This window comes from Streptomyces sp. NPDC005799, assembly GCF_040630525.1.
GTDB classification, from domain to species: Bacteria; Actinomycetota; Actinomycetes; order Streptomycetales; family Streptomycetaceae; genus Streptomyces; species Streptomyces griseorubiginosus_B.
On the sequence record NZ_JBEXXQ010000084.1, the window covers coordinates 1 to 22,244 of the forward strand.

The 22,244-nt window shown below is 68.6% G+C and carries 18 protein-coding genes and 7 pseudogenes; 13 read left to right on the plus strand and 12 right to left on the minus strand.

Features of this window, described 5'->3' with window-relative positions; all coding sequences use genetic code 11:
- Positions 1 to 94: 94 nt before the first annotated feature.
- Positions 95 to 486, minus strand: a pseudogene (locus ABZ453_RS46690) (DDE-type integrase/transposase/recombinase); the annotation flags it as partial.
- A gap of 87 nt (positions 487 to 573) precedes the next feature.
- Positions 574 to 813, minus strand: a complete 240-nt coding sequence (locus ABZ453_RS46695) for a hypothetical protein (RefSeq protein ID WP_359025506.1) — start codon at positions 811 to 813, stop codon at positions 574 to 576.
- A 162-nt stretch (positions 814 to 975) separates the two neighbouring features.
- On the opposite strand from ABZ453_RS46695, the gene ABZ453_RS46700 reads away from it, so the two are divergent.
- Entirely contained in the window at positions 976 to 1,848 is an 873-nt protein-coding gene (locus ABZ453_RS46700) for a hypothetical protein (protein ID WP_359025508.1), read from the plus strand.
- 72 nt (positions 1,849 to 1,920) lie between these two features.
- Here ABZ453_RS46700 and ABZ453_RS46705 read toward each other — a convergent pair whose 3' ends face one another.
- Positions 1,921 to 2,244: a putative quinol monooxygenase gene (locus tag ABZ453_RS46705; RefSeq protein ID WP_359025510.1), complete on the minus strand. Its 324-nt coding sequence runs from the start codon at positions 2,242 to 2,244 to the stop codon at positions 1,921 to 1,923.
- A gap of 138 nt (positions 2,245 to 2,382) precedes the next feature.
- On the opposite strand from ABZ453_RS46705, the gene ABZ453_RS46710 reads away from it, so the two are divergent.
- The 3 genes and pseudogenes from ABZ453_RS46710 to ABZ453_RS46720 all read left to right on the plus strand — a co-directional run.
- Entirely contained in the window at positions 2,383 to 3,225 is an 843-nt protein-coding gene (locus tag ABZ453_RS46710; protein ID WP_359025512.1) for a helix-turn-helix transcriptional regulator, read from the plus strand.
- Between the two features lie 154 nt (positions 3,226 to 3,379).
- On the plus strand, positions 3,380 to 4,072 hold the full coding sequence (locus tag ABZ453_RS46715) for an SDR family NAD(P)-dependent oxidoreductase (protein ID WP_359025514.1): 693 nt from the start codon (positions 3,380 to 3,382) through the stop codon (positions 4,070 to 4,072).
- A 98-nt stretch (positions 4,073 to 4,170) separates the two neighbouring features.
- Positions 4,171 to 4,881, plus strand: a pseudogene (locus tag ABZ453_RS46720) (transposase); the annotation flags it as partial.
- Here the strand turns inward: ABZ453_RS46720 and ABZ453_RS46725 are convergent.
- Positions 4,882 to 7,749 (minus strand): PKD domain-containing protein, encoded by a 2,868-nt coding sequence (locus ABZ453_RS46725; RefSeq protein ID WP_359025516.1) that lies wholly within the window; start codon positions 7,747 to 7,749, stop codon positions 4,882 to 4,884. It abuts the pseudogene before it with no gap.
- 333 nt (positions 7,750 to 8,082) lie between these two features.
- Here ABZ453_RS46725 and ABZ453_RS46730 point away from each other — a divergent pair.
- A pseudogene (locus tag ABZ453_RS46730) lies at positions 8,083 to 8,417 on the plus strand (methyltransferase type 11); the annotation flags it as partial.
- Positions 8,414 to 8,770: pseudogene (locus ABZ453_RS46735) on the plus strand (IS5 family transposase); the annotation flags it as partial. The pseudogenes ABZ453_RS46730 and ABZ453_RS46735, both read left to right, overlap by 4 nt.
- 7 nt (positions 8,771 to 8,777) lie before the next feature.
- On the opposite strand, the gene ABZ453_RS46740 reads toward ABZ453_RS46735, so the two are convergent.
- Positions 8,778 to 9,506 (minus strand): SDR family oxidoreductase, encoded by a 729-nt coding sequence (locus ABZ453_RS46740; protein ID WP_359025518.1) that lies wholly within the window; start codon positions 9,504 to 9,506, stop codon positions 8,778 to 8,780.
- Between the two features lie 72 nt (positions 9,507 to 9,578).
- Between ABZ453_RS46740 and ABZ453_RS46745 the strand changes: the two genes are divergently transcribed.
- A complete protein-coding gene (locus ABZ453_RS46745; protein WP_359025520.1) occupies positions 9,579 to 9,956 on the plus strand; it encodes a MerR family transcriptional regulator in 378 nt (125 codons plus the stop codon).
- Positions 9,957 to 10,415: 459 nt separating this feature from the next.
- On the opposite strand, the gene ABZ453_RS46750 is transcribed toward ABZ453_RS46745, so the two are convergent.
- Positions 10,416 to 11,069 (minus strand): class I SAM-dependent methyltransferase, encoded by a 654-nt coding sequence (locus tag ABZ453_RS46750; RefSeq protein ID WP_359025521.1) that lies wholly within the window; start codon positions 11,067 to 11,069, stop codon positions 10,416 to 10,418.
- A gap of 35 nt (positions 11,070 to 11,104) precedes the next feature.
- Positions 11,105 to 12,041, minus strand: a pseudogene (locus ABZ453_RS46755) (IS256 family transposase); the annotation flags it as partial.
- 56 nt (positions 12,042 to 12,097) lie between these two features.
- On the opposite strand from ABZ453_RS46755, the pseudogene ABZ453_RS46760 reads away from it, so the two are divergent.
- The 5 genes and pseudogenes from ABZ453_RS46760 to ABZ453_RS46780 form a co-directional block, all read left to right on the plus strand.
- Positions 12,098 to 12,619, plus strand: a pseudogene (locus ABZ453_RS46760) (ATP-grasp domain-containing protein); the annotation flags it as partial.
- Between the two features lie 194 nt (positions 12,620 to 12,813).
- On the plus strand, positions 12,814 to 12,999 hold the full coding sequence (locus ABZ453_RS46765; protein WP_359025523.1) for a hypothetical protein: 186 nt from the start codon (positions 12,814 to 12,816) through the stop codon (positions 12,997 to 12,999).
- A complete protein-coding gene (locus ABZ453_RS46770) occupies positions 12,996 to 13,304 on the plus strand; it encodes a chorismate mutase (protein ID WP_359025525.1) in 309 nt (102 codons plus the stop codon). Before ABZ453_RS46765 ends, ABZ453_RS46770 begins: the two co-directional genes overlap by 4 nt.
- A gap of 61 nt (positions 13,305 to 13,365) precedes the next feature.
- On the plus strand, positions 13,366 to 14,580 hold the full coding sequence (locus ABZ453_RS46775) for a hypothetical protein (RefSeq protein WP_359025527.1): 1,215 nt from the start codon (positions 13,366 to 13,368) through the stop codon (positions 14,578 to 14,580).
- Positions 14,581 to 14,612: 32 nt separating this feature from the next.
- Positions 14,613 to 15,113, plus strand: a complete 501-nt coding sequence (locus ABZ453_RS46780) for a GNAT family N-acetyltransferase (RefSeq protein WP_359025529.1) — start codon at positions 14,613 to 14,615, stop codon at positions 15,111 to 15,113.
- Here ABZ453_RS46780 and ABZ453_RS46785 read toward each other — a convergent pair.
- The 3 genes from ABZ453_RS46785 to ABZ453_RS46795 are packed head-to-tail and all read right to left on the minus strand — an operon-like array spanning position 15,059 to position 17,852.
- On the minus strand, positions 15,059 to 15,517 hold the full coding sequence (locus ABZ453_RS46785) for a hypothetical protein (RefSeq protein ID WP_359025530.1): 459 nt from the start codon (positions 15,515 to 15,517) through the stop codon (positions 15,059 to 15,061). The genes ABZ453_RS46780 and ABZ453_RS46785 overlap by 55 nt on opposite strands.
- Positions 15,518 to 15,574: 57 nt before the next feature.
- Entirely contained in the window at positions 15,575 to 17,206 is a 1,632-nt protein-coding gene (locus tag ABZ453_RS46790; RefSeq protein WP_359025531.1) for a hypothetical protein, read from the minus strand.
- Positions 17,207 to 17,219: 13 nt separating this feature from the next.
- A complete protein-coding gene (locus tag ABZ453_RS46795) occupies positions 17,220 to 17,852 on the minus strand; it encodes a polymorphic toxin-type HINT domain-containing protein (protein WP_359025532.1) in 633 nt (210 codons plus the stop codon).
- A 1,060-nt stretch (positions 17,853 to 18,912) separates the two neighbouring features.
- Here ABZ453_RS46795 and ABZ453_RS46800 point away from each other — a divergent pair.
- Positions 18,913 to 19,200, plus strand: coding sequence for a transposase domain-containing protein (locus ABZ453_RS46800; RefSeq protein WP_359025555.1), 288 nt, complete (start codon positions 18,913 to 18,915; stop codon positions 19,198 to 19,200).
- Here ABZ453_RS46800 and ABZ453_RS46805 read toward each other — a convergent pair.
- Together ABZ453_RS46805 and ABZ453_RS46810 are read right to left on the minus strand one after the other, a co-directional pair.
- Positions 19,179 to 19,523 (minus strand): annotated as a pseudogene (locus tag ABZ453_RS46805) (transposase); the annotation flags it as partial. The gene ABZ453_RS46800 and the pseudogene ABZ453_RS46805 overlap by 22 nt on opposite strands.
- 72 nt (positions 19,524 to 19,595) lie before the next feature.
- Positions 19,596 to 22,142 (minus strand): hypothetical protein, encoded by a 2,547-nt coding sequence (locus ABZ453_RS46810; RefSeq protein ID WP_359025534.1) that lies wholly within the window; start codon positions 22,140 to 22,142, stop codon positions 19,596 to 19,598.
- Positions 22,143 to 22,244 lie beyond the last annotated feature (102 nt).

Sequence of the window (22,244 nt, forward strand, 5' to 3'; positions counted from 1 at the left end):
CAGTTGCACGCGAGTCATCCAAGAAGGTCTACCTGTCCAGGCCCCGCCCCACAGACAGAACTCGAAGATTGATCACGACCCAATACGCTCCCTAGGCGAGCCGGTCCGTGTACCGAATGGACACGTATTGCCTAGACTCAACCGGTCGCTGTGATGGACGAGCCCGGAGTCCTTCTTGATGCGGCGTCGCCACAGCGCCATCTCCAGCGCGTACAGCGGGAGTTCGGTCCGAATGTGGTTCGAGACCTGCCAGCCGACGATCGTCCGGGAGAAGACGTCCAGGACGAACGCCACGTACACCCAGCCCGTCCAGGTGCGGAGATAGGTCATGTCAGCCGCCCACAGCTGGTCGGGCCGGCTCGCGGTGAAGTCGCGGTCGACCAGGTCCGGTGGCCTGGGTGCCGACGGCTCCAGCACGGTGGTGCGGCGCCGCTGTCCGCGGATGACGCCCTCCAGACCCAGCTCCGCCATCAGCCGCTCGACGGTTTCAACGGGCAACAGAGCTGACCTGGCCGCCGGTTTCGGGCATCGGTCAGGGGACCGCGGGCCGACCGGCCACCGGGGACGGTCTGTTCAGGGGCGAGGGAACGGCACCGAGGTGAGGTCCTCCAGTGTCGCCAGCAGGTCGTCCTGGAAGCCCGTGTCCAGTGCGGCGAGCGCGGGCACCACTTCCTTCTGGTGGTAGAAGTAGCGGCCGCTCACCTTCGCCTCGGGTTCGTCGCTGACAGCGAGCCACGCCTGCGTGACGTGCGCCTGCGTGATGTCGTCCGGCGCGCCGGCGCCACCCATCTTGGAGCTGAGGCTGACTGACATGACCGAAAGTGATGCGGGAGCTACCGCACCCCATACAGAGGCAGCACGAGCGAGGCTGGTGATGGCCTACGAAGCATGCGAACTGGCCGACCTCGCGCGTGCCGCCGTCCCGATCGGCGAGCATGAGCTGAATCCCGACGGCACCACCGTGCCCCAGGTGCCGTGCTGGCCGACGCCGCCCGAGTCCTCGCCGCTGCGCAGCGGTTCCTCGAAGCCGCCGCCGTGTTCGAGCGAATGGGTGGCGCCGACTGGCAGCTCATCGGGGCCATCCTGGACGTGTCTCCCCACACCGCGCGGGTGTGCTTCGCGGTGTCCGAGGCCGCCTTCCGGGAAGAGCTGTTCTCCCCCGAGGGGACTCGCTCGGGCGGAGCCGCCGAAGAGGCGAGCCGCCTGCGGGCTCACATGGCCAGGGAGCCGCTGGAAACCGCCCTCGACCTCGACGACTGGGTGCTGCGCCACGAGGACGGCGACAGCGACCTCGGCACCGCACCGGTCTCCGAAACGCACCGGCAGGCTGCTGATCCCGGTGAGGAGGTTGGAGTAGATACGACGAACCGGCCCGGCGATCTCGAACCCGGTGGTGAAGTCGCGGAGCGCGAGCAGCACCTCGGAGATCTCCAGCCTCGCCAGGTGTGCGCCGATGCAGTAATGCGGACCGTGCCCGAACGCGATGTGCTTGTTCGGCGACCGGTCGAGTTCCTCCTCGCAGTCGGCCGCGCACGACTGGGGGAAGACCCAGACGATGAGCCTGTCCGTACTCCGTGGCCATGCGGTGCCAGCCCGACACCGGCTCCGAGTCGGAGAAACTGCGCGCGGCCGAGCATCGAGCGTGCCCGCGTGACGCCGATCGGGCTTCGTCGATGCCGTACGCATCGATCCACGGTGTGGGGTGAGGGCACGCTCAGCACCATCGTCATCCGCCCGTTGCATCATCATCCGGCCGTCCAGGGATGCCATCGTGAACTCCGGAACGAAACGATCAGTGAAGAGGGTCGCGAAGCCGCTCCGCAACAAGTCCTGGGGTCTGCCCCGTAGGCTCCCAGCATTCCCACGATCACGTAGCGCTGGTCAAGGACGACGATCACGACCGCCGCGCTCGGGGTCGGCCTACCGTGCCGGGCGGAACGGTTGCAGGAAGCGGATCCCGTCCTCAACGCTGCCGTCCATCAGTTCCAGCAGTTTGGGTACCAGGTCCTGCATGCGGGGTGCCTGCAGGTGGCCTTCGAGGGCCTCGCGGCTCTCCCAGCGCTCGAAGATGACGAACGCGCCCGGTTGTCCCTCGACCTGGTGAGCCTCGTAGTCGATGTTGCCCGCGTCGTAGCGCGATGCGGTGACGGCGGCTGTCATGAACGCCTTCATCGCGGCTTCCTTCCCGGATTTGGCCCGGGCTTCCCACAACACGGTGACGTAGTGGTTCGACGTGGTGGTCACGTTTGCTCCTTTGGACTTCGAACAGCACCGGTGTGCGCCGTTCACGACTCGACACTGAGCCCCCGGGGAGCGTCGGCGGGAGCTACGGGCCTTCGTGGTACAGCGCGTGCCACCCAGCGGGGCGGGGTGTGCGGGAGGATGGTTTGCGTGGATCAACTAGGTGACGCTCTACGAGCGTGGCGGGACCGGCTGGACCCCGCGGCGGTGGGGTTCGCGCACGGCTCACCCCGCCGGGTCCCCGGTCTGCGACGTGCGGAGCTGGCGACCCTGGCCGGCATCTCGGTCGAGTACGTGGTCCGGCTGGAGCAGGGACGGGTGGCGACACCCTCGGCGCAGGTCTGCTCGGCCCTGGCTCGCGCCCTGCATCTGTCCGACGAGGAGTACGCTCACCTTCTGCGCATGGCCGGTCACGCAGAAGATCGGAGCCGGGTTCCGCGAATGATCCCGGGGAGCCTGTACCGGATCGTGGACCAGCTCGCCGGCAACCCGCTGGCGATCTACGATGCCACCTGGCAGTTGCTGCACTGGAATCCGCTGTTCGCGGCCACGTTCGGCGATCCCACGGTCCGCGGTGCGGGCGACCGCAACGTCCTGGTCTGGCAGTTCCTGGGTGAGCTGCCCCGGGTCCGGCAGACGGCGGCCGAGCGGGCGGCGTTCGAGGAGTCCCTCGTCGCCGACCTGCGCGCGACGACGAGCCGGTACCCCGACGATCCCGACCTCACGGCGTTGGTATCGAGGCTGAACCTCAGCCCACGATTCGGCGAGTTGTGGAAGCGCCGAGCGGTGGGCGGTCACCAGAGTGCGCACAAACTCGTCCAGCACCCGGACGTCGGAGACATCGCCTTGAACTCCGACATCCTGAACACCCAGGACACGAACCTCCGCCTCGTGGTGTACACGCCGCAGCCAGGCACCGATGCCCGCAGCAAACTCGAATTCCTTGCGGCCATTGGGGTCCAGAAGATGTCTCCTCGGGGATGAGGGCCCGCGCGTTCTGCCTCGTCCGGTGGACCAGGCTGCTGGGTGGTACGCGCAGTACCAGGAAGTCCCGTAGCTCCCACCAGCCCTCCCGGGGACCCAACATGGGGTGCGTGAACAGCGCACGACCGTGCTGTTCGGACCAGGAGGAGCCAGCATGACCACCACGTTCATCACCGGGGCCAACAGGTCTCTCGGTTTTGAGACCGCTCGTCGCCTCGTCGAGGCGGGGCACACCGTCCTCCTCGGTGCCCGCGACCGTGAGCGTGGTTGGGCCGCGGCCGAGTCGCTCGGCGCCCGGTTCGTTGAGATCGACGTGACCGACGACGCCTCGGTCCAGGCCGCGGCCGCGGATGTCGCCGCGTATGAGGGAACGATCGACGTCCTGGTCAACAACGCCGGCGTCCTCGGCAAGGTCGGCCCCGTCGAGGACTACACCGCGGCCGACGTGAGCGCCGTGCTCGACGTGAACGTCGTCGGGATCGTGCGCGTCACGCACGCCTTCCTCCCGCTGCTGCGCAAGTCGCCGAACCCCGTCATCGTCAACGTGTCCAGCGGGATGGGCTCCTTCAGCATGACCCAGGACCCGGCGCGGATCGAGTCGCAGTATGCCCTGCCTCTTTACTGCGCCTCGAAGGCCGCGGTCACGATGCTCACGACGCAGTACGCCAAGGAACTGAAGGACGTGAAGGTCAACGCCGCAGACCCCGGGCAGACCGCCACCGACTTCACCGGCGGCCTCGGACACAGCGTCGCCGACGGCGCCGAGTCCATCGTGACCCTCGCGACGATCGGCCCGGACGGGCCGACGGGACAGTTCATCGACCGATCCGGGAACCTCCCGTGGTGAACCTGCCCTGAGCTCAGGGTCGGTCGACCCGCCGCCCTGCGTGTACTCATGCTCGCAATCTCTACGCTCAATGATCACGAAGGACGGCCGTGCCCGCGCAGCACGTCGTACTCGCACTGGTCCATGGTTCCGGCTACGAGGGATCTCCACGCGGATGCTCGGACCGCGCCATCCGCCGACGCCTCAAAGAGCGGTCCCGGCAAGGGATTTCCAAAGCGCTGCACGCTTTCGCCCCGGACGCATACGACCGGATGATCGGCCTCGACCTTGGCGAGATCTCGGTGGACGGCTGCATCACCAAGGCCCCGCCCGGCGGGGAGAAGGCCTGCCGCTCGCCGGTCGACCGGGGCAAGCAGGGGCTGAAGCGCTCCGCCGCCTGCAACGCCCGCGGCGTCCCGCTGGGGATCGTCTCCGAGGGGGACAATAGGCATGACTCGCCACTGCTCGGACTGACCCTGGACGCCGCGCAGGAGCAGGTCGGCATGCTGCCGGACAGCGTGAAGGTCAACCTCGACCGGGGCCACGACAGCATCAGTTCCCGTGCGTTGATAGCCAAGTTGGGGTTCACTGCCGAGATTGCCAGCAAAGGTGTGCCCGCCCCGATCCAGGCCAGCAGGTGCCGGCCCGTCGAGCGCACGCATTCGTGGATGAACGGCTACGGCAAGCTTCGGCGCTGCACCGAGAGAGACGGCAGGGGCGTGGACCTCTACCTCTACCTCGCCGCTACCCTCGTCACGCTTCACATGCTGATCTGGCAAGCACGCAGCCGCTACCGCTGGGATGGCCGACCCACCAGCCGCCGCCTCAAGTCAGCCGAAATAGCCTTCCAGGTCGGCGATGACGTTGACAGAGCCGTTGGCGTTGTGCATGTGGATGTAGCCGTCTTGGTCGAGGGGGATCACCGTGAGGACCGGGCGGGTCTCGCCGGTGGTGAGGTTGAGGTTGGAGACGTTGGGCAGGCCGTTACCGCCAAAAGCGGTGAGGTGGGTCGTGGTCGTCGGGCCGGTGCCAGTGAGGTTGACCAGCACTGCGCTTGCTCCGAGCGGGATCCCGTCGATTCCGGCGACCTTGACGGCGAGAGTGTTGCCTGCCCCGATCGGCTTGGCCGGGGCGCCGGTGCCGTTGCGCGTGTCCAGGAAGCGGGTGGGGATGGTCGCAACGAGGGGCGTTCCGGAGGGGGAGGTTGCGTCGTCCGTTGTGCCGGCGAGCTCGTTGGTATACAGGCCCTGGAGGTCGGCGATCAGGTGGACGTGTCCGGCACTGTTGTAGATCTTGAACTTGCCGCCGGTGCAGACGTTCGCCATGACCAGGTTGGAGACGGTCTGTCCGGCGCGGTAGTTCAGGTTGGACGCCGGCGGGGGAGTGCTGGCGCCGCAGTAGACGGTGATCACCCCGTTGCTGGTGCCACCGGTCACCGTGACGTTGAGGACGGCGTTGACCGTGGCGATGCCCCGTCCGGAGGCGGGGAGGATGACGGTCGTGACACTGCCGGGTCCGACCTTGCCTTGGGCGGCGCCGACGCCGGAGCGGGTATCCAGAACCCGGGTCGGAGTCACCGCGGCCAGGCTGCTCATGCGCTCATCGGTGGTGCTGGGCGAGGTGGTGAAGTAGCCCTCCAGGTCGGCGATGAGATCGACGTAGCCGTGGGCGTTGTAGAGGTCGACGTAACCGTCCTTGCCGACCCGGACGGTGACCAGGTTGGGGTTGGTCTGGCCGGCCTTGAAGTTGAGGTTGGAGGCGGCCGGGCGGCTGGTGCCGTCGGGGTAGACCGTGACCACGCTGCTCGTGGTGGCGCCGGTGTCGGTGACATTCAGGGTCACAGCGCTGACTTGGCTGGTGGGGACGCTGTCCACGCCGAGGATCTTCAGCCGGATCACGCCGCCGGGGCCGATGCGTCGTTTGGCCGCACCGATGCCGTACCGGGTGTCGAGCAGGCGGTTGGGGCCGTCTGTGACGTAGGCGGCGCCCACCGTGGTTTTGGTGGTGGCGGTGGCGGTGCGTCCGCCGGAGTCGGTGGTCTTCTGCGTGACGGTGTACGTGCCGGGGGCCGCGTAGCGGTGCGTGACCGTGCCGCTGAGGGCGGTGGGGGAAACAGCCGACGAGCCGTCGCCGAAGGTGATCTGGTCACTCGTGACCGTGTAGGGATCGAAGCCGACGTCGTAAAAGCAGGAGGCGGTGTCCGGAGCCGCGGGGCTGCGCCCGCAGCCGATGGACGAGGTGAGGGCCGGTAGCGGGCTGACCCGGTACCAGGTGTCAGCGCCTCCCACCCGGGTGCCGCCGGCCGTGTCCACCACCACCGAGACGGGGATGTAGCTGCCATCGGTGGCCTGGGTGTAGGTGTGCGTGGCCGAGGCACTGGTGGAGGTGGCGGTGGTGCCGTCTCCGAAGTCGAAGGTGTAGGTGAGGCCGTCGAGCGCGTCCGACCATGGGTTGCTGATCTGTGCGGTGGCGGTGGCGGGTACACCGACGTAGCCGGTGGTGGAGGGGCTCATGCCGACTCCGCTCGCCGTGAGCGGGTCCTGGAACTCCGTGGCGCCGCGGTCGTAGGAGCTGTCGCCCGTACCGGTGTCCGCGACCAGAGGGTCGTTCACTCTGGGTTTGCCGTCGTAGTCCGTGGCGGGTTCGCCCGGTGCGTTCGCGTCGGCCGAGTCGATGAGCGGTGAGTGCTCCGTGAGCGACCCGGTCACGGGGATGGTCAGCTTCGTCTGGTCCAGGTCGTGGGAGCCCTGCCCGGTGCCGGCCTGGAACGCCTGCGTGGTGGCGTAGGCGGTGCCGGCCCAGTCGTAGTCGGTGCCGGTGGACAGCGGATTGACCGCGTTGTAGTCCGCGGTGACCTGGGGGGCCGAGGATGCGTCCACCGTGAACTCGGCCGGTGTGTCGGTGCGGGAGCAGGTCCTCGTCCCGCCCGGCATCACGACCGTGTTCTGCACCGACCCGGAGGTGCCGCCGGTCAGACTGATCGCGTTCCCGCACAGCGTCGAGATGGTGTCGCCGGCAAGGTGGATGCCCGTGGTGCCCGCGGCCGCGATGCCACCCCCCACATCCAAGCTGAAGCGGTCGTCGGCGAGGGTGACGTCCTGCGCTCCGGCCGCACTGGCGAAGCCGAGACCAGCCGTCGTAAGGACCAGGTCATGGGTGAGAGCGATGCCGGAGGAGGAACCGTCGACCGCGATCGCCGGGGTGGTCGCCGTGGTGGCGCCGGTTCTGACCGTGGCGTAGCGGTAGGTGATGTGCTGCGCATCCGAGAAGGTCACAGCCGTGGGTGCGCCCGCCGAGGCTTGGATGCCCGCCATGTCGATGTACTGGGCGCCGGAGAAGGTGATGGCCGTCGCCTGGCCGCCCGCCACGGTGACGATCGTTCCGTTGCCGGGTGCGGTGATGAAGCTGATGGGCGCGTCCGCGGTGCCCTTGGACGCGACGGTCACCGGAGCGTAGGCGGTGTTGTTGCGTGCGATGTGAACGACGCCGCCCGCAGCCACGGCCTGCGCGGCCGGCTGGATCTGGCAGAAGGGCTCTGCCTGGGAACCAGGGCCGGTGTCGCTGCAGCCGGCGGCGAGGTTGTCGACGTACAGGGCGATGCCGGAGGCGGTGTCCGCGTGGACGGATCCGGCGCCGAAGCAGCCGCCGAGCAGGACTGCCAGGACGGTGGACGCCACCATCGGTTGCCTGCGTCCCATATGCGCTTATTCTCCCCCCGGCCGCCGATCAAGGCGTCGGAAGTCGGCGCGCACGGCCTCTGAAATCCAGCCACGTCGACTGGAACCGAAGGGAGAGTAAGCCACGTTCGGGAGGACGGATTCGCAGAGGTATGCGATTTGTACCAACATCCCAAAGGCTTGAAGTTAAATTTGATCAAACGAGAGTCACCGCAAACCAGAGGCACAACAGGAGTTGACCATCCTGGTTCGGTCGGAACTGATCCAAGGATGCATCGACGCTCGTCGGCCTCGCGATGATCGCCCTGACCGTGCCTGCGGTCGACGTCGACGACAAACTCACCAAGCGCCAAAGCCGAGTTCCACCGCGTGCTGCGCCCGACCGGGCGGCTGATCGTGGTCCGTCCCACCGGGCGGCACCTGGCCGAGCTGCGCGGCCGGTTGCCTGCGATGGTCGCGATCGACCCGGCCAAGGAGCAGCGCCTGCACCGGGCGCTGGGCCCCTTCTTCGATGCCGTCGTCACCGAACAGGTGGAGTATCCCGCGACCCTGTCCAGCTGGATGTGCTGGCTCTGGTGGCGATGACACCGAGCGCACGCCACGTGAGTCGTGAAGACCTGAACGATGAGGGCCTCCTGCCCGATCACGTCACCGTCTCCCTGCTGGCCACCGTCTGTCAGCCTCGGTGACCCCGAGCCGGCGCATGTGCCTGCTGACCGACCAGCAGTGGGCACACCTGGCGCCCCGCCTTCCACGCCATGCGGGGAAGGCGGGGCGTCCATTTGCCGACCACCGTCGCGTCGTCGAAGGGATCACTTACCGGTACCGCACCGGAATCCCCTGGAGAGATCTGCCCCGCGACGCGTTGGGTCTCTGGCAGACGGTATGGAAGGGCCATCGCAGGTGGGTGGCTGACGGCACCTGGGACACGGTGCTGGCCCAGTTGGTCGCCCCGGCGGACTCGGCCGACGGAATCGACTGGACGGTCTTCGTCGACTCGACGATCAACCGGGCCCACCAGCACGCCACGAACACGGCCCGAGGGCCTCTCAGGTCGCCGTTAGCGCCGCCAGGGCTCGGTCCATGGCGGCGTTGAAGTCTTCCGGTGTCAGCGGCAGTCGGGACTTGACGTCCCGACTCCACTGGTCGGCGAGGACCTCGGCGGAGCCCGCCTCGACACCGTCGAGCGCCGCGTCGGCCAGGTCCGACGGCGCGATCTTGTCCACGGGCCAGCCCGCGGCCATGTCGGTGTCGGCCAGGCCGAGGTGCACCGCTGTCACGAGCGTGCCCTGCTCGGCGAGTTCCAGACGGACGCCGTTGGTCATGGCCCAGGCGGCGGCCTTGGTCAGGTGGTAGGCATTGGCGCCCTTGCCCCCGAACCACGACATGGCGGAGAGGACGTTGACGATCGCGCCCCCGCCGTTCCTGGCGAGCGCCGGCGCGAACTCCCGGATCATTCCCAGGTGGCCGAACATGTTGGTCTCCAGCTCGTGCCGTACCGCGTCCAGCGAGCCGGTCACCAGGTCGGTCCCCGTCTGGATCCCCGCGTTGTTGATGAGCAGCGAGACGTCCGGGGCGGCCTCGGCGGCGGCCCTCACGGATGCGGGATCGGCGATGTCGAGGGGCAGCACCTCGGCCCCGGGCAGGTCCACGGTCTTTGGTCGGCGGGCTGTTGCGTAGACCTTGCGGGCGCCCCGTTCGAGCAGGCGCTGGGCGAAAGCGCGGCCCAGACCGCGGTTGGCTCCGGTGACAAGGGCGACGGAGTTGTTGATGTCCATGCCCGGTACGCTAAAACCTGACGTTGACGTCAGAGGCAAGTGCTGGTCATCAGGGCCGGGGGAGGAATCACCATGACCGTCACAGAGGCCGCGGCCGAGCGGCTGATCCGCATCGGCGAGGTGGCACGGGCTGCCGGCGTTTCGGTACGCGCCGTGCGCTACTACGAGCAGGAGGGGCTGCTCATCGCGGAGCGCAGCCCGTCCGGCCAGCGCCTCTACCGGCAGGACGCCATCTCCCGGGTCCGCTTCTTCCAGCAGATGTTCGCCGCCGGCCTGACCAGCCGAAGGATCACTGAACTGCTTCCATGCTGGGACTCCGGGCACACCGACGCCGAACAACGAGCCATGCTGCGCGCCGAGCGCGACCGCATCCAGGCCAAGGTCGACGACCTGCAGGCCGCTCTGGACCGCCTCGACGAGGTCATCGCGATCACGGACACGCACCCGTAGGCGCGGTTGGTCGGACGACGCACCAGCGATCTACGGCTGGAGGTGTGCCACGAACACTGAGAGTGAGGTTGATGTAGGCAAAGACCCTGCTTGATGTGGTGCTGTGCGGAAGATGAAGGTCTTGTGGCCCTTCGGCGTCGCCCTGCGGTGGGAGACGTCAAACCGCCCCGAGCTGCGTTGGTTTGGAGACCGTCGTGGTGAGCGTCCGGGGAAAAGGCGCCGGTCAGGCGTCAGGTGGGGTCCGGGAAGGCGAACGCGAGTGAACCGCTGACGACGTGTCGTAAGTAGTAGGTGACATCGAAACCGGGGTGACTTCAGGATCCCGGGACAAGCCTGGCGGGTGACCGCTTATTGGCCAGGCGGTGTCCGGCATGAAGGCGGCGCGAGCCCGGTCTGCGGCTTTCGCATGGAACGTGGGAAGGCGTGAGTAATTGTCAATCCTGTGGATCTGAGCTGCGTTCATGCCGATGTGGGCTTGCGGGCGAGGATCTGGATCCCCGTCGACTCGTGGCCGTTCATGGTGGACACCGTGATGGTCCGGGTGTTGATGGTCTGGAACCCGGCGAGCCGGGTGGCGAACCACTCTCGGGGGTGGTGGCGGCAGACCGCACCGTCGCCGGTTTCGAACACGCCATAGCAGCCGTAGTGATCAGCATGGCGGCCGTAACGGCTGCGGTTGCGTTCGTCGTCCTGCAGCAGAAGATCGCTGATATAGAGGGTCCCGCCGGGGTTGAGGATACGGTTCAGCTCGGTGATCAGCCGGTGCTGGGCTTCGTCGCTGGGAATGCAGGTCAGCACGGCGAAGAGCAGAACGGCGTCGAAGTCTGCGTCTGGACAGGGCGAGGCCGGCGGTGTGTCTAGGGCGGCAAAGCGCATGGTGGGGTGCAGGCGGCGTGCCCGGCTGATCATTTCCCGTGAGGTGTCGACGCCCGTGAGGTTGTCGAAGCCGTGCTGTTCGAGTTCCTTCATGATGCGTCCGTAGCCGCAGCCGTAGTCGAGGATCGCGGCGTGCCTGCTGATCCCGTCGAGCCAGGGCAGGTGGAGCGGGTGGGTGAATGTCTTGGTGGCCGCGGCGGCGTCCCAGTAGGGAACCTGGCTGTCGAGGTCGGACATGGCAGATGCCTCTCTGGGCGCTTGGCTGAAGCCGGTCATGCTGCCAGGTCGGCGGGGCGCTCGACGAGTTGGCCGCGTTCGAAGCGGGCTCCGGCGCGGACGAGGGCGACGAGGTGGGGTGCGTTCACCGCCCGCCACCGCTGCTGGGCGGACTCGAGCAGTTTGAAGACCATCGCCAGGGCTGCGGTGCGGGAGCCAGCCCCGCGGGTGACCTTGGTCCGCAGCCGGACGGTGGAGAACGTCGACTCGATGGGGTTTGTGGTCCGCAGGTGGATCCAGTGCTCGGCCGGGAAGTCGTAGAACGCCAGCAGTTGGTCCTGGTCGTCGATGATCTTCTTGACCGCCTTGGGGAACTTCGCGCCATAGAGCTGGGCGAACGTCTTGATCGCCGCCTCGGCATGGCCGCGGTCCTCGGCGTTGTAGATGTCCTGAATGGCCTTCTTCGCGCCGGGCTGTGCGGACTTCGGCATGGAGTCGAGCGTTTGCGGTTTTGTGAACCCAGCACCTCTGCTCGCGGGTTTCGGGGAAGACCTCGGCCAGGGCCTTCCAGAAGCCGAGGGCGCCGTCCCCGACCGCGAGCGCTGGGGCGCGCATGCCCCGACGGGCGCAGTCGCGCAGCAGGTCGGCCCAGGACTCACCCGACTCGCGGTAGCCATCCTTGAGCGCGACCAGCTCCTTGGAGCCGTCGGCGCGCACCCCGACCAGGACCAGGACGCAGGCTTTGGCCTCCTCCAGGCGGACGTTGAGGTGGATGCCGTCGGCCCACACGTGCACGTAGTCGACCGTCGCGAGGTCGCGGTCCATGAACGCGGCGTGATCGGCCTGCCACTGCTGGGTCAGCCGCGTGACCGTGGCCGGGGAGAGCCCGGCCGAGCTGCCCAGAAACTGCTCCAGCGCGGGCACGAAGTCGCCGGATGACAGTCCGTGCAAGTAGAGCAGCGGCAGCACCTCGCTGATCTTCGGCGACTTGCGGCACCACGGCGGTGCGCCATAAGGACCATCAGCGCCGGCTCCTCGCCCAAGCCGGCGTGCCTTCCCCGGCCTCCCGGAGGGTCAGCCGCGAGGCGGACCTCGAGGACTGCGCGGATCTGCGCTACCCGGTCATCCTCAAGCCCGCGACAGGTGTCGGCAGTCTCTGCGTCTTTCGTGCGGCCGACCTGGTGGAGCTCCGCCAGGTCTACGCGCAGGCCCTGCACTGCTACCGCGCAGACCCACGCCCGAACGGCTCCGCCCCGATCTTCCTGGTCGAGGAGGAGATCCACGGGGCCAACTGGCACGGCGATCCGCGGTTCGGTACCCAGGTCAGCGTCGAGTCCCTGGTGCACCGCGGGGTCGTGCACCACCTGGGCGTCACCGACAAGCTCCCACTTGCCCCTCCCTTCCGCGAGGTCGGGCACATCACTCCCTCTCTGCTCACCGACGAGCAGATACAACGGGCGGAGACCGTCGCGGGCGATGCGATCCGGGCTCTGGGCTTGACCACCGGCGCGGTGCACACCGAGCTGATGCTCACCGTCGACGGCCCGGTCGTCCTTGAGGTGAACGGACGCCTGGGCGGCGGAATCCACGAGCTGATGCAGTTCTCCCGCGGCTACGACGTAGTTCGGGCGATCACGGAGACGGCCTGCGGCCAGGATCCAGTCCTGCCGCAGTGGGCCTCGCGATACGCGGGGTTCGTGAAACCACAGCCCGAGCAAGGAGTGTTTCGCGTCGCCGCCATCGATAAGGCCCGGTCCAGGAAGCGATGCAGCGCGCCGCCTGGGGCGTGTTGGACAAGGCAGAGGGCGCCGTCCTGGACTCTGAGAACGGAACCAACAGCAACCTGGCGCGCTTCGTGGTCATCGCAGCCGACGCGTCGCGGTTGTTCGAAGAGGTCGACGCCGTCGAAAACGGCATCCGCTCCGCCATCGTCCTGGAGGCCACACGATGACAACCGTCGGTGGGTACCACGACCAACTGGCTGCGGCGCGTACGGAGATCGACCGGCTGGACCAGGAGATCACCGCACTGCTTGTGGACCGGCTGCGGGTATCGGCGCAGATCGGACGCATCCGCAAGAGCATGGGAACGGCCGAGGTCGGCGGGCACCACCGCGGTGGCGAAGTCCTGGCCCGTTACCGCCAAGCTCAGGTGGCGCTCGACGAGGCCGGGCTCATCACACTGGAACCGATCGGACTCGCCGTCCTGGAGCACAGCGCCCAGCTCCAGCGCCGCATTCTCGGCGTGACGCAGTGACAAGCGGCCAGACGCACACGTCGACGGGGCAGGGCACCGCGTGTGGGTGCGGAGGAGGATCGTGAGCGTCACCGATGCCGGCTCGCACCGGGGCGAGTCCGTCGCACGTCTCGTGCTGAACAGCGGGCTGGCCCGGACCGAGGCCGCCTCGGTCGCGGGCCGGCTGGGCTTTTGCCTGTCGAGCTCGACGGCTCTGCTGTTCGTGTCGAGCCGGTTGGGCGTAGCGGTCGCGGGCCTCGCAGTCGCACTGTTCACGGTGGCCGCTGCGGTGTGCGCGGCTCCGCTGTGCGCCCTGTATGAGGAGCGCGCCAGGCCAGCGCTTCTCGCAGGTGTGCTCGCCCTGAAAATCGCAGCTGCCGTCCTGCTCGTGGTCGGCGGGCGCGTTCCAATTCTGTGCGGCGTCGCTCTGGCGGGCGCCTCGTCCCCGCCGACCGCCGCCGTCATGCGAGCGATGTGGCAGCAGCACTCGGACGCCGAGGACACCAGCCGGCTTCAAGCCCTCGAGTCTGTGATCACTCAGATCTGCGTGGTCGCCGCCCCCGCCCTGGTCGGAATTCTCTCCTCCGGGCCCTTGCCAGACCTCGCCCCCATCGCAGCATCGTGCTGCTCGTGCGTCGGCGGCGGCCTGATGTGGCGGTGGAGCCGCCCGCACGTCACCACCGCAGCCCCAACCCCCGTTGCCGGTGTTGGCACCCCCGCTGGACGCCGGCTGACCAGTCGGCTGCTCGGGATCTTCGCGGTTATCTGCGCGAGCGCGATGGTGAGTGGCTGTTTCAACATCTCCACAGCAGCCAGGTTCTCCGGGCACACAGGTTTTCCCGATACGCCGGGAGTCGTCATCGCCTCCGCCTCCGTCGGCTCCATTGGCGGAGGCCTACTCTTCACCCGCTTGTGGCGGGCCTCCGGAGCCCGCTGGGGCTACCCGGTGCTGATGGCCGCCTGGGCGCTCGCTTTGTGGTGCCTCGCATTCGCGCACGCCGGCTATCTGGTTCTTGCGCTGGCTTTCCTGAGCGGGCTCCCGGTCACAGGTGTGGGCGCGGAGGAGTTCGGAGCGCTGGGCCGCGCCGCAGGAGGCCGCTCGGCATGGCTGTTCGGCCTCGCCAATACGGCCATCAGCGTAGGAGTGGGGACCGGAGCGGCCATCGGCGCCCAGCTGACCCGCCTCCTGGGCTCGCCGGGGCTCCTCCCGGCGCTCGCAGCCACTCTCGTGCTCATCACCTCGGCGGTGCTCTGGCCGATGCTGGTGGGCGACAGCACACAGGCGGAGCCCTTGTGACCACAATGCAGAACCCGGCAGGAGCGACGACGATGGACAATTCCCCCGTGGAACTCGGCCCGATTGATGCGCAGCACATCGAGGCGGTCAAGGATCTGTGGCTGGAACTGGCCAGGCACCATTGGACATGCGCCCCCCAGATCACCGCGCTCGCCGAACCCGTGGATCCGGAAGCGAGCTGGATCATGCGATGCGCACAGTACCGGCGCTGGGCCGACGAACCCGGCTGGCTGCTCTTGGGCGCCACGATCGCAGACCAACTCGTCGGTTATGCCGCCGCACGGATCACAGCGTCTGCCAGCTCCTGGGAGTTCGGGCCCACGATGGGCAGGCTGGAGACGCTAGTGGTTCGGGACGATGCCCGCGGACACGGCCTGGGACAGCGCCTCGTTGCCGAGGTCCGGCGCCACTGGAGCGCGGCGGGCGTCCGTTACGGCTCCGTCTCCGTCATCGCTGGGAATAGCGGCGCGGAGCGATTCTACGAACGCCTGGGCGCGGTCGAGTTCACCCGCACATCCCACTTTCCGGTATGACCGCAGCAACCGAGAAAGAGTGTGCCGTGGCCAGCCTTCCTGCCGAGTCGCTCAAGCAGTTCGACGAGGACCACGTGCATGCGTTTGAGCTGGAGCGGTGCGTCCACACCACCGGACAGACCGTCCGCGCCGAGTGCCATCCAGGCGGCCGTCTTCGCTCCGTCGATGGCTGCGACCCGCCGACATACGGTACTGAGCGCGTCGATGCGGTGCCCTTCACTGACGGCCAGATCCAGCGAGATCACCTGTGCATACGGCAAGGGCGCCGCTCCGCGCAGAGGCGCGAGCGTCGACGTGGTGGGGGTGGTTTCCTCTTTGAGGACGGCGGCATCGATGGCGCCCAGCCCGCCTATGCCGAGGGCAGTGGCAAGAGAGGTCGTCAGGATGGTGCGTCTGCTGCTCATCGTCGGCCAGAAGCCCTTCGGGGGGCGGGACCATGGGAACGGCGAGGGGCCTGTCCGTTACGCGGGGCGCAGGGCCTGGTGGGCTACCGCCCGCGCGAGGTCGGTGCGGATGCTGTCGTAGACCGCGGTCAGGGCTTCCTCAAAGGGTGCGAGGTCATCGGGCCAGTACAGGTCGCGGTAGTGCATCTCGGCCTGGGCCTGATAGACGGCTGCCTGATCGAGTGCGGAGTGAAGGCCCCGGCGCTGCCTGTCGGGATCTGACATCAGACGGTCGTCCAAGACGGCGCGCGCTCTGATCCGGACCCGGTCCGCGGTCGGTGGCGCGCCCTCGCCGCCGGTCGACTGCTCAAGCAGAACATTGGTCGCCAACTCGCTGAGTGCGCACCATAGTTGGGGGAGGTCACCGTTGCTGTCGCCGATGGCCTGTGTCACGGCGGCGTCGACCAGGCGATGCAGCAGGGTCTGCAGTTCGTCTGGTTGCCAGCTGCGCTCGCGCAGGCCGTACAGTTCGGTGCGCTGCTGTGTGCCGAGCCGGCTCCACTGGGCGATCTGACGGTTCAGCGCCAGGTAGGCGGCCATCTGCGGCGCGTGCTGCTGCTGGGTGCGCAGTTCCTCGGCCTCGCGGCGGTCCCACAGCGTGAGGTTGAAAAGCTCCTCGAGCTCGGTGGTGAACATCAGCTGGGCCAGCGATGTGCCGCCGATGTGGGAGTAGCGCCGGGCGTATTCGAAGACCGAGATGGTCGCCGTGATCCACTGGGTGTCGGTGATGGTCACGCCTTCCTTGGTCTCGATCGCCTGGAGCAGTCCTCCGCGCAGGCGCACCCCACCGGGCAGTGCCCCGGAGGGCAGGGGAGTGACGCTGCCGTCGGCAAGGTCGTAATCGCTGCCCCGCGTGTAGCAGTGGGCCGCGGCGAGCGCCTGCGTGACGCGCTTTTCCAGCAGCAGGGTCTGCATACTCGCGGCATCGGTGACGCCGAAGGCGTCGTGCACTCGCTTGCGTCCTTGCGATGTCAGCCGTACCAGAGCACGGTCGGTGTCGATGGCGTAGTCCTGGCCCTTGTCCAATGTGGCGGCCAGGCGGGCTGCCGGGCGGAGTGCGTCTGCCGGGGAGGCGTCGTCTTCCAGCAGCATCAAGGGTTCGGCGATCGGGGCGATCAGCACGTGTCCCGGGTCCGTCACCACCGCCGCGGGCACGTCCCGGCCGATGCGGTCATACGGTGCCTGGGCCTGCCGGTCATGGAGCACGTCCAGGGCGAAGCGCCGGTAGGGGCCCACCGTGACGTCGGCGCTGTAGGCCGCGCTGCGCTCTGCTTCGTTCATGCCCTTCCGCAGCACGCCGACCGTGATGCCCAGGGGGCGGTAGACGACCGCGGCGAGCTTTCCCTCTTCCTCGGCCTGCCGCTCATCGGGCGTGATCATATGGACGCCGCCGTCGGCCAGCACGTGCAGAGATCCGGCCAGGAACCGGGCACCGCGCAGTCGTTCCTCCCCGGCAACGCGACCGCCATGGATCATGGTGCGGCCGGTCAGGCGGAGGGCCATCTGCCGGGCCTCTTCGTCGAACGCCACACCCGCAACGGCCGCGGCCGGTCGGCTGAGGAGAGCGAGCACGGCGTGGGAGAGGGCCTCCAGCGTCTCTCCTGCTGCGGCACGGCGCCTCAGGTCCTCGATTGCGGAACGCGCGTCCATCCAAGCTCCCAACTCACGTATCAGCCCCCTCCGGGGAAGTGCCCGGGCAAGTGCATGTCGGGCAGCTTGTCAACGAAACGTGCGAAGGCCTCGGTCGCCTCGCCCGTAGGGGTCTTGGGACCCTTCTCATCGATTTCGATGCGGCCCTCGAAGCGTCCCTGCCGACCCGGTCCGTCCCGGGCGGCCGATACAGCGGGGAGTCCTCGGGAATGGTCCAGGTGCCGTCGGCGTTGCGGATCGCTCCTGGGGTGAAGTCCGGGTTGATCGCGGCCGGGTCGACGCCGCAGTTGTGGACGAGAACAGACGTCGTGCCTGCCATCACATAGTAGGTGTGCAGGCGGTCGACGGTGAGGTTGTAGACCGTGGTGTGTTCGGTGTGCCGGCGCAGGGCGGTGATCTGTACCCAGGTGCCGGCGCTGGTCTGCAGCCACTGTCCTGCGGTGAGCTCGCCGGCGCTGATCCACCGGTGAAGCTCGGGAACCCAGAAGGGATGGCCGTCGGCGGCGGTGAGGGTGCTGGTCTTGCTGCCTGTTGGGCCGTCGGCCTCGAGGGTGATGTCGGTGAGGTGTTTGTCGCCGCTGCCCTTGACCAGAGCGGTGACTGTGTGTGGGCCGCTGTCGCCGGTGTCCGGGTCGGTGGCGAGCACGCTGTCGCCGACGTCGACGTCCTTGATGGCCTTGCGGAATGCCGTCGGCCCACAGCACGGGGGTATCGTCGGTGAAGCTGTTGGGGAAGGCGCAGCTGCCCAGTTTGGAGCCGAGTCGTCCCTCGGCCAGGGCGCCGAGGCCTTCGCCGAGCATGCCGGACAGGCAGCCGATGGCGGCGGATTGGCCGACCTGGCCCCAGTTGACCTTGCGTCCGGACAGGCGCTGGGTGAGCCAGTCCGTGCCGCCGCCGGTGACGCAGGCGGCGATCAGGGGGTTGTTGCCGGTGGGGACGGTGTAGGTGGTGGGGGAGGACAGGGCGTACTCGTACAGGTTGGCGCCGCCGGCGAAGCCGCTGGGGTCCTGGGAGGTGAAGCAGCCGGTCTGCGGGTCGTAGTAGCGGTGCGGTAGTAGAGCAGGCCGGTGCCATCGTCCTCGCGGCCGGTGAAGGTGTACGGGTTCGACGACGCACCCGAAGCGGTGGGTGTGCCGTTGGGGTCATAGGTGTAGCTTGTGGCCACCGTGCCGTCCGTGTTCGCCAGTCCCACCACGCTGCCCAGCGCGTCGGTCAGGTAGACCTGTGGTGTGCCGGTTTCGGAGCGGGTGAGGAACGCGTCCAGGCCCGAGGTGGCCACCGTGGCCTTCGTCGCTCCGGGATCGTCTTGCTCGACCAGCGGGTTGGCGCCGTCGGTCAGATACCTGCGGCTGGAGCCGCCGGTCGTCTTGGAGATGCGTCCGCTGAGCGCGTGGTAGCCGAAGGCCGTGCTGGTTCCCCCTTGGGACAGCCCGGTCAACTGCCCGCGGGAGTTCCAGGTGTAGGTACGCAGGCCGTCGCTCGAGAGCTGGCCGTTAGCGTCGTAGAGGAAGGTGCGACCGCCGTAGCCGGTGATGCGGTTGTCCTTGCCCAACTGTGTGCCGCTCTCCGCGGCGGGCAGGGCAAGTTCACAAAGACCGGAGGCTCCGCTGTCCGGACGGTCTGTCATCACGCGTGAAATCGCGGTAGCCGAAGGCGTCTTCGCCCCGGGACATCTGGGAGAGTTGACCCAGGTCGTACCCTTCGCGATGGTCGACGCGGTCCTCGCCGAGTGCGGGGCGGTGCAGCAGCGGCTGCGGAAAGTGTCGGCCCGGGTAGTGGTCTACCTGCTGCTCGCGGCCATGCTGTTCGAGGAATGCGGCTACCCGGCCGTGTGGCGCAAGCTGACCGACGCCCTTGAGGCCCTGCCACTGCCGACGGTTACCGCGACCGCACTGTGGCACGCCCGCACCAGGCTCGGCGTGCGTCCGATGAGGTCTCTGTTCGACCTGCTGCGTGGCCCGGCTTCGGCGATTTGCACCGCCGGGACTCGGTGAGCCGGGCTGCTGGTGGTTGCTATCGACGGCACGAACCCTGACATGTCATCGGTGCGCTTGACGATCTGCAGGGTGAGGGCGAGCTGCTGCCGGCACCGGTCGACCAGGTCGCCGGTGTAGCCGCCGTCGGCCCAGACGAGGGTGATGTCACGGTGCAGGCGGCGCAGCCGGGTCAGCAGGCCCGCCGCGGCGTCCCGGTCGCCGATGTTCGCGGCGGTGACCGCGACGACCAGAAGCAGACCGAGCGTGTCGGTCACGATGTGCCGCTTGCGGCCCGGCACCTTCTTCCCGCCGTCGTAGCCGCGTGAGGCGGCCGGCACCGTCGCGGCGGCCCGCACACCGACAGGGCCCCGCTCCTCCAAAGAGCGGGGCCCGGGCCGTTGGTGGCCTGAGTCCTACCAGAGTCCCGTCGACCACAGACCTCGTCCGTGCGTCCCCACGAGCAGCCGGCCGCCGTCGTCCGAGACGTCCAGGGAGACGATCCCGGCGTTGGGCAGGGCGCCCGCGAGGCGGTACCAGGTGTAGCCGCCAGTCGGGTTGGGCGCGGCCGCGAAGGCGCCGACATCGGTGCCGACAACGACATGACCGTGCCAGAGGGTGAGCGCCCCGACCGGGGCGTCCGGCAGGTCGCCGGTGCGGTCGGTCCAGGTGGTGCCGCCGTCGGTGCTCTCGAAGACGTGGCCCTCGCCCGCGCCGGTGACGTACACCCAGGTGAAGCCGCCGTACGTCGCCCAGACGTGAAGGGGGTTGTGCGGGTCGACCGTGAGGGAGGTGACGTAGCGCTTCGGCAGCGGGGCGGTGAGCCGGTGCCAGGTGCCGCCCGCGTTGGTGTCGATGCCGCTGGCGTAGTGGGAGCCGCTCCAGTCCTCCCAGCCGGCGTAGGTCACGCCGCCGTTCGTCGCGAGCGCGGTGATGGAGTGGTGCTCACCGGTGTCGTGCACGTTCCGCCAGTCGCAGGAGGCCGCGGTGCACCGCGTGTCCCAGCCCTTGCCGCCGTTGTCCCACACGTACCGGCCGCCGGCGACCCAGTGGTTCAGATCGCCCACGTCGGAGGTGTAGGGGGCGATGAACTCGGGGCCCGGGTCGCAGCCGGGGAGGTCGGCGTTCCAGGAGCAGGCGGGCGAGATGTTGGTGTAGGAGGGCGTCGTGCCCTCGGAGCGGCCGCCGTTGGTGGTCAGCTCCATGTCCAGGTCGACGTACTCGTTGACCGCCCGGTCGGCGTTGTGCGGGTCGACGACGACGTAGCCGCCGTCGCCGCCCGCCGGCTGGTACAGCTCACGTGCGCCCGGCAGGCTCAGCACGTTGCCGTTGTCCTGGGTGCCGCCCCAGGTGGACAGGCCGCCGGTCGCCGGGTCGCGGCCGTAGGCGGCGTCGTAGTACTGGAGGGTGTGCAGGCCCTGGTTGAGGTTGGTCCAGCCCTCGGAGGGCAGCACCGGGTCCGGGCGCAGGGTCGCGGAGCGCTCGTAGACACCGCCGTCGTTGCCGAAGTAGACGCGGTGGTCCGTGCCGAAGGCGATGGCGTGCTGGTCGGGGTGGGTGGTCATCGGGCAGCCGCCCGCGATGGGGCCCTGGACGTAGCACTTCAGGCCGAAGTTCCAGTACGGGCCGATCGTCGCCCAGGTCTTTCCGGCGTCCCAGCTCTCGAAGACCTCGGAGAAGGCCGCGTAGACGTGCTCCGGGTCGGTGGGGTCCACGGCGACGTACTGGTTGTACCAGGCGGAATCGGTCGGCTCGCTGTTCTGTGCGCCCGCCGCCTTGAGGACGTCCTCGTCGGCGACCGTCGTCCAGGGGCCGGCCGCGTCACCGGTGGCCGAGCGGAAGACGTCGCCGTCGCTGCTGTTGTTCGTGGCGTCGCCGACGAGGGCGAACAGCTCGTGGCCGTCGGCCGAGTAGGAGAGGGAGGAGCGGCCGGGGAGGACACCCGCGAGGTCGCCGGTCGGGGTGACCTTGTGCCAGGTGCCGGGCTTTCCGGAGTCGTCGGACTCGTAGATGCCGTTTGCGCCGCCGTCGGAGGTGAACCAGCCCGCTATGACGGCGACGACCTGCCGTCCGCCGGTTCCGGGGCGTACGGCGACGTCGGTGGCCGCCGACGTCAAGCCGGCGTCCGGGTCGCCGGGGGCCAGGGCGATCGTCCAGTCGGAGGTGGTGTCGTCGGCGTCGTGGCGCAGGACGCCCTCGTCGGTGGCGGCGTAGACGTGTCCCCGGCCGTCGAAGGTGATCCGGGGGACGACACTGCCGTCCATGCGCTTGCCGACCTGCTTCCAGGTGCGGCCCCGGTCGGTGGAGCGGTAGATGCCGAGGCCACTGTAGGCGTCGCCGGAGTTGCTGGGCTCGCCGGTGCCAATCCACAGGGAGTGGTCGGCGGGGTTGACGGCCAGGGCGCCCATGGCGAGGGTCTGCTGATGGTCGGACAGGGGTTTCCAGTGCCGTCCGTCGTCGTCGGAGCGCCACAGGCCGCCGTCGGCGGCGCCCTCGTAGACCGTGTCCCCGTCCACGGCGAGTGCGGAGACGCGGCCGCTGTTCAGACCGAATCCGGCGCCAAAGTTCGAGGCGACCGGGTCCGCGTACTGCTTGTCCTCCGGCTGCAGCGGGACGTTCGTGACCTCCGACCAGCGTGTCGGCAGGGTCGGCAGCCGCCCGGCCTGCTGACGGGCGTTGACCAGGGCGCCCGGCCCGACCGTGGTGCCAGGGGCGGTCGTCATGCGGTTCTGCTGGGCGAATCCGGCGGTCGGGTCGTCCCGGTCGGTGGCGCCGTCGTCACCGCCGTCGTTCGCGATCAGGGCGTGGGCCGCGGTGTCTGCCGTGGGGTTCACCGGGCCGGGTCTGAGGTGGTCGTGGGGCCTGGCGGGCGACGCGGCGTCGGCGCGGCCGGCCACCAGGAGCAGGGCGCAGACGGCGACTGCGGCCGCCTGTGCGCCCCGAGGGGGGTGGGGGAGGTTCATGCCACCTGATCACACAGCAGCTAATTGAACTTTTGAATGATCATGTGACAATGATCCGGCAAAATTCATCTCCCTTCGTAGGCAAGTGAGTTGAATGGCACT